The organism is Streptomyces radicis, from assembly GCF_003626575.1.
In the GTDB taxonomy this organism is placed as follows: domain Bacteria; phylum Actinomycetota; class Actinomycetes; order Streptomycetales; family Streptomycetaceae; genus Streptomyces; species Streptomyces radicis.
In genome coordinates this window covers 1-8,336 of record NZ_RBDY01000059.1, presented here as the reverse complement: position 1 = coordinate 8,336, position 8,336 = coordinate 1, and the positions used below count along the sequence as shown (strand labels likewise).

Sequence of the window (8,336 nt, the reverse complement as noted above, 5' to 3'; positions counted from 1 at the left end):
CCCTCGACGGCACCGTCCTCCACGACCACGTCATCCGCCACGTCGACGCCACCCCGCCCCCCACCCGCGCCAACCCCAACCCCCCACAAGAACACCACCTCACCCTCCACACCCCCGACCACCGAGCCACCTACCACGCCGACACCGGCCACTTCATCAACAACACCGACGGCACCCCAGGGTTCCAACGCGTCAACGACGTCGAATACCTCCTCCTCACCCCCGAACACCGAGCCATCGCCGTCCAGCAACTCACGGAATCCACCACCAGAACCAGGTCCACAACCCCCGACCCCGGCGACACCGACCTCACGGTGCACATGGCGTTCGTCCCCGACCGCCCCGGCAACCCCGGAGCCGACGCCGCCGACGGCTCGGGTGTCCCGGGCCCGGCCCGCCACGGCATGGACGACAGCGATATCGAGCTGACCGAACTACCGCACCCGGTCAGGCTGTTCGGCCCCGACAACCGCCCCACGGGCACCACCCTCACCTTCCCACCCGGCGACGGCGCCCCCACCCTCACCCGCGACGGCCAACCCGTCACCGCCGACCACATCCGCATCACCGAGCGTTCCATCGCCATCCGCACCGGCGCCACCACCACCTTCCACGACCACGACGGCCGCTTCCTCGCCGACTTCCGCACCCACCACACCGGCCCCCTCACCGGCCACGTCGTCATCGCCGAAACCGGCCAGTCACCCCGACTCATCCGCTTCGACGGCCAACCCTCCGACACTCTCACCACCACCCGCTTCGGCGACCACCGCTGGCGCGTCGACAGCCTCGGCACCCCCGTCACCGTCCTCGACGACACCGGCGTCCCCACCCCCCACGACATCGCCCGCCTCGCCGGTCCAAGCAACAGCCGCCACGACCAACTCGACGAGTACCTCCTCACCCCGCTCACCGGCGACCGCACCCCCACCCTCCACCAGGGCGACGGCACCCAACTCCCCCACGACGTCGAGCTCCTCGACGGCGGACTCCTCGCCATCCACCGCACCGACACCACCACCGACCGCCACGACGCCCTCGGCAGCCACCACGCCACCCTCCACCGCCTCCCCGGCGAGGAACACCACGCACTCGCCCTCACCGGCAACACCCCACCCCGCGTCGTCGACCCCGACGGCGCCCCCGTCCCCGGCTCCCACGTCACCCCCCTCCCCGACAACGCCGGCTGGTTCATCCAGCGCCCCCACCACACCCCCATCGTCGCCACCCCCGCCGAAGGCCGCCCCGGCGGCCCCCTCGTCATCCGCGACGGCTCCGGCGACGGAACCACCCTCGTCCCCCTCGGCGACCGCGGCACCTTCGTCCGCATCGGCGACCACACCCCCCACATCGTGGACGACACCGGCCGCCTCACCCCCACCGTCAACCTGCTCGACGACCAAGGACACGCCTCCGACCTGTTCCTCGCCCCACCCACCGGCCGCGCGGACACCCACGCCGTCCTCCGCGGCGACGGCCGCCTCCACAGCGACGACGTCCACTCGACGTTCGGCGGCAACCGCGTCGTGGTCCACACCACCGGCGCCTACGACGTCCACGGCCCCGACGGCACCCTGATCGACTCCAGCACCCGACACCCCGGCGGCCCCCTGGGCCCCGGCAACCACCTCGACATCGCGGACGACGGGACGGCCCAGGTGGTCGGCCCCGACGGAACCCCCGTTCCCAACGCCACGGCCGACGGGCTCGACAACGGCGGCTACCTCGTCAACACCCCAGGCCAGCACCCGGGCATCGTCGACGCCCAGGGCACCCACACCCACGACGCGGTGCGGCTCCACCGCGGTCGCGCCACGTTTGGCTGGGCGGCCCTGCCCCTGCGCGGGGACGACCCCTTCGCGCTCACCCCGGAGGGCGACCCATGGCCGGGACTCATCTTGGACGTCGACGCGGCCGGGATCACCGGCCGCGTGGCGGACACCTACGCCACCCTGCTGTACGACCGGACGGGCGACTACCGCGGGGTCCGGCTCATCATGACCGATGGGCGGCTCGCCGGTCACGAGATCCGCTTCTTGCTCGCGACCGCCCGGGCCGACGGCGCGGGCTTCCAGGTCCTCACCGCCGACGGACAGGTGGTCAACGGCGCCGACGTGCGACACCTGGGATCCGGCCCCGGGTCCAGCGACACCGAGCTCCTGGTGACCATCCCAGGCCGCGACCCGGCGGTCATCGACAGCGACTTCGGGGACTACCTCTACGACGCCGTCGAGCTGCCGCCCCTGCCCGGCCGGGAGGACACCGGCAGGATCGCCGTCTGGCCGACGAACGGCTCGGGCCCAGGGGCGCTCTACGACGACCTCGGGCGCGAGTTCGGCTCGGACGTCGTGGCGCGCGACGGACTGCTCGCCGTCACCTCCACCTTCTCGGGGGTGACCATGTCCTACCGCTTTGACGGGACATGGCACTCCACCGTGCGGTCAGGACAGGGCTACGACTCGTTCACCGGATACCGCTTCGAGCTGACCGAACTCCCCGACGGCACCGTGACGGCCCAGGTCATCCACATCCGGACCGGAGCTCCGGTGGCGGGCGTGACCCTCAGGCCGTTCGGCGCCGAGCTGAACATGGTCGACGCACCAGGAGTCGGACGCGCCCTGCTGGGGGCGGACGTGGAGCACACCCACACCGTGGTACAGGTGCCCGGCGCGCAGGACCGCCTGGTCGCCCTGCCCATCGACACGGACCGCACGGGCCCGAGCGACGACTTCTGGATGGACGGCGCGGCCCTGCGCGCGGAGGACGACATACCCGACGCCACCTTCCACACGGCGGACGGCACCGTCCTCGGCCACGCGCACCGCATCCCCGACGGGCCCCTGGCCGACAACATCCTCGCCGTCCCCCAGGGCGACACACCCTTCGTGGTCCGCCCCGACGGGACACCGCTCCCCGGGGCGCCCGTGCGACCACTGGAACTGGACGACCAGTTCCTCATCGACGTACCCGGCGGCGGCCACATAACCCTCAACAGGAATGCGTTCAGCGACTACGACGTCGTGCCGCTGCCAGGACGCGACGGGAACCCCACCAACGAACTGGCCCTGCTGCCCGTCGACGAGATCGACGACGCTCCGCTCGTGGTCCGCACCGACCGCCTTGGGACGGACGGCGCCACGGCCCCCGCGACCTACATCACCGTGCGCACCAGCTCCGAGACGGCCGAAGGCGCGGACGGCGCGACCACCGTACACACGCTGGAGATCACCACGGGCCCCCTGGCGGGCTTCCGCATCGTGGACGTGGGCGATGGCACGCCGAGGCTGCTGGGCCCCGGCGACCACCCCGTCCCCCGGGCGACCGTGACCCCGCTGCGCGCCGACGTGTACGTGGTGCGGCCGGCGGACGGCTCCTACGCGATCACCCAGAGCGCGCTGACGACGATGGAGACGGTGGAGCTGCTGAGCGGCGCATTGTCCCGTTTCACCCTGCGCGTGCCGCAGGGCGGCGGCCTGCCGGAGGTGGTGGGCGCGTTCGCCCGCCCCGTCCAGGGCGCACGCGTCGAACGCCTGGCCGACGACATGTTCCTGATCGAGGTGGACAACGTCGGACGCCAGGTCGTCAACAGCATGGGAGTGCACACCCACGACGCGGTGCGGCAGCCAAACCCCGACGGCACACCCGGCGACATCGTCAGGGCCTACCCCCTGGGCGAGACAGGCCAGCCCACCGTCCACCGGGGCGGCCGGGACATCTCGGACGACGCGTGGTTCGACGACGACAAGATCACCGTCAACTCCGGCCCCCACACCACCGAACACACCCTCGACGGCACCTTCCTCAACCGCGTCACCCAACTCACCGGACCACTCGACGACCTCCAGATCCTGGACACCGGACCCACCAACCCCCTCCGCCTGGTCGACGCCGAGGAAAACCCCGTCCCCGGCACCACCGTCACCCCCCTCACCACCGGCGAACGCCTCATCTCCGACGGCGACACCCGCTACCTGGCCAACAACGACGGCGTCGTCACCCACCGCGTCACCCTCCTCACCGGCAGGGAAGGCCACCCCGACATCCTCGCCCTCACCGGCCGCGACGGCCAGCTCTACCCCCTCCCCCGCACCCTCGACGGCACCACCCTCCACGACCACGTCATCCGCCACATCGACGCCACCGCCCCCCCCACCCGCGCCAACCCCAACCCCCGACCCGAACACCACCTCACCGTCTACACCCCCGACCACCGAGCCACCTACGACGCCCACACCGGCCACTTCATCGAAAACACCGACGGCACCCCAGGGTTCCAACGCGTCAACGACGTCGAATACCTCCTCCTCACCCCCGAACACCGAGCCATCCCCGTCCAGCAACTCACGGAATCCACCACCAGAACCAGGCGCACAACCCCACCCGACCTCGGCGACACCGACCTCCCGGTGCACATGGCGTTCGTCCCCGACCGCCCCGGCAACCCCGGATCCGACGCCTCCGACGGCTCGGGTGTCCCAGGCCCGGCCCGCCACGGCATGGGCGACAGCAATGTCGAGCTGACCGAACTGCCACGCCCCGTCCGGCTGTCCGGGCACGACGGCCGCTCCACCGGCACCCTCACCACCCCACCCGGCGGCGGCGCCCCCACCCTCACCCGCGACGGCCAGCCCGTCGCCACCGACGACATCCGCATCACCGACCGAGCCATCCTCATCCGCACCGGCACCACCACCACCTTCCACCACCCCCACGACGGCCACTTCCTCGCCAACCTCCACGTCCACCGCGACGGCCCCCTCACCGGCCACATCGCCATCACCAGAGCAGGCCAACCACCCCTCCTCATCCGCCTCGACGGCCAACCCACCGACCTCCACGTCCACCACACCGGCCCCCTCACCGGCCACATCGCCATCACCCGAGCAGGCCAACCACCCCTCCTCGTCCGCCTCGACGGCCAACCCACCGACACCCTCACCACCACCCCCTTCGGCAACAACCGCTGGCGCGTCAACAGCCTCGGCATCCCCTTCGCCGTCATCGACGACACCGGCCGCCACACCCACGACATCACCCACCTCCGCAACACCGACGACATCAACAACACGGACCTCGACGAATACCTCCTCACCCCCCTCACCGGCGACCGCACCCCCACCCTCCACCAGGGCGACGGCACCCAACTCCCCCACGACGTCGAGCTCCTCGACGGCGGATTCCTCGCCATCCACCGCAGCGACACCACCACCGACATCCACGACACCCTCGGCTCCCACCACGCCACCCTCCACCGCCTCCCCGGCGACGAACACCACGAACTCGCCGTCACCAGCAACACCCCACCCCGCGTCATCGGAGCCGACGGCGAAACCGTCCCCGGCTCCCGCGCCACCCCCCTCCCCGACGTCCCCGCCGCAGGCCGCCCCGGCGGCCCCCTCGTCATCCGCGACGGCTCGGGCGGCGGGGTCGCCTTCGTCCCCCTCGGCGACCGCGGCGCCTTCGTCCGCATCGGCGACCACACCCCGCACATCGTGGACGACACCGGCCACTTCCACCCCACCGTCAACCTGCTCGACGACCAAGGACACGCCTCCGACCTGTTCCTCGCCCCACCCACCGGCCGCGCGGACACCCACGCCGCCCTCCGCGGCGACGGCCGCCTCCACAGCGACGACGTCCACTCGACGTTCGGCGGCAACCGCGTCGTGGTCCACACCACCGACGCCTACGACGTCCACGGCCCCGACGGCACCCTGATCGACTCCAGCACCCGACACCCCGGCGGCCCCCTGGGCCCCGGCAACCACCTCGACATCGCGGACGACGGGACGGCCCAGGTGGTCGGCCCCGACGGAACCCCCGTGCCCAACGCCACGGCCAAACCGCTCGACAACGGCGGCTACCTCGTCAACACCCCAGGCCAGCACCCGGGCATCGTCGACACCCAGGGCACCCACACCCACGACGTGGTGCGGCTCCACCGGGACGACGTCCCGCACGGCTGGGCGGCCCTGCCGCTGCGCGGGGACGACCCCTTCGCGCTCACCCCGGAGGGCGAACCATGGCGGGAACTCATCTTGGACGTCGACGCGACCGGGATCACCCGCCACGCGGCGAACACCCACGCCACCCAGTTCTTCGACTGGACGGGCAACTACCTCGGGTTCCGGCTCATCATGACCGATGGAAGGCTCGCCGGTCACGAGATCCGCTACACGCTCGCGAACGCCCACGTCGGCGACGAGGGCTTCCAGGTCCTCACCGCCGACGGACAGGTGGTCAACGACGCCCACGTGACACGCCTGGAAATCGGCCTCCGACCCGGCGACACCCAGCTCCTGGTGACCATCCCAGGGCGTGACCTGGCGGTCATCAACAGCGGCTCGGGGAACTACGTCTACGACGCCGTCGTGCTGCCGCCCCTGCCCGGCCGGGACAACGGCACCACCGCCGTCTGGCCGACGAACGGCTCGGGCCCAGGGGCGCTCTACGACGACCTCGGACGCATGTACGGCCCGGACGTCCGGGTGAGCGACGGACTGCTCGCCGTCACGTACTACCCCAGGTTGACCAGGTTCCACCACCTGGACGGGACATGGCACTCCACCGTGCGGTCAGGACAGGGCTACGGCTCGTTCAGCGGATACCGCTTCGAGCTGACCGAACTCCCCGACGGCACCATGACGGCCCAGGTCATCCAGATCTGGCCCGGAGTTCCGGTGGCGGACGTGACCCTCAGGCCGTTCGGCGCCGAGCTGAACATGGTCGACGCACCCGGAGTCGGACACGCCCTGCTGGAGCCAGGCATAAGGCACACCCACACCGTGGTGGATGTGCCCGGCGCCCAGGACCGCCTGGTCGCCCTGCCCAACGACACCTACCGCACGGGCCCGAGCGACGACTTCTGGATGGACGGCGCGGCCCTGCGCGTGGAAGGCTTCCCCGACGCCACCTTCCACACGGCGGACGGCACCGTCCTCGGCCACGCGCACCGCATCCCCGACGGGCCCCTGGCCGACAACATCCTCGCCGTCCCCCACGGCGACACACCCTTCGTGGTCCGCCCCGACGGGACACCGCTCCCCGGGGCGCCCGTGCGGCCACTGGAACTGGACGGCCAGTTCCTCATCGACGTACCCGGCGGCGGCCACATAACCCTCAACAGGAATGCGCTCAGCGACTACGAGGTCGTGCCCCTGCCAGGACGCGACGGGAACCCCACCAACGAACTGGCGCTGGTGCCCATCAACGAGTTCGAGCACGCCCCGGTGGTGGTCCGCACCGACCGCCTTGGGACGGACGGCGCCATGACCCCGGCGCCCTATGTCACCGTGCGCACCAGCTCCGAGACGGCCGAAGGCGCGGACGGCGCGACCACCGTACACACGCTGGAGATCATCACGGGCCCCCTGGCGAGCTTCCGCATCGTGGACGTGGGCGATGGCACGCCGAGGCTGCTGGGCCCCGGCGACCACCCCGTCCCCCGGGCGACCGTGACCCCGCTGGGCAACAACACATACGCCGTGCGGCCGGCGGACGGCTCCTACGCGATCACCCAGACCTCGCTGTCAGTGGTGGAGACGACGCGTCAGCTGAGTGGCCCACTGTCTCGCTTCTACACAGTGCTGCCCGAAGGCGGTGGCCTGCCACACGTCGCGGACGGGTTCGCCCGCCCCGTCCAAGGCGCACACGTCGAACACCTGGCCACCGACATGTTCCTGATCGAGGTGGACAACGTCGGACGCCAGGTCGTCAACGGCATGGGAGCGCACACCCACGACGCGGTACGGCTGGCAAACCCCGACGGCACGCCAGGCGACACCGTCGTGGCCCACCCCCTGGACCCGGACGGCGAACCCACCGTCCACCGGGGCGGCCGGGACATCTCGGACGACGCGTGGTTCGACGACGACAAGATCACCGTCAAATCCGGCCCCCACACCACCGAACACACCCTCGACGGCACCTTCCTCAACCGCGTCACCCAACTCACCGGACCACTCGACGACCTCCAGATCCTGGACACCGGACCCACCAACCCCCTCCACCTCGTCGACGCCCAGGAAAACCCCGTCCCCGGCACCATCACCCCCCTCACCACCGGCGAACGCCTCATCTCCGACGGCGACACCCGCTACCTGGCCAACAACGACGGCGTCGTCACCCACCGCGTCACCCTCCTCACCGGCAGGAGCGGCCACCCCGACCTCCTCGCCCTCACCGGCCCCGACGGCCAGCTCTACCCCCTCCCCCGCACCCTCGACGGCACCACCCTCCACGACCACGTCATCCGCCACATCGACGCCACCGCCCCCCCCACCCGCGCCAACCCCAACCCCCGACCCGAACACCACCTCACCGTCTACACCCCCGAC

1 protein-coding gene is annotated in these 8,336 nt (G+C 71.5%); it reads left to right on the top strand.

Annotation, left to right across the window (positions count from 1 at the left end):
• On the top strand, nt 1-8,336 hold an 8,336-nt coding region (locus D7318_RS33265), incomplete at both ends, for a hypothetical protein (protein WP_183091761.1).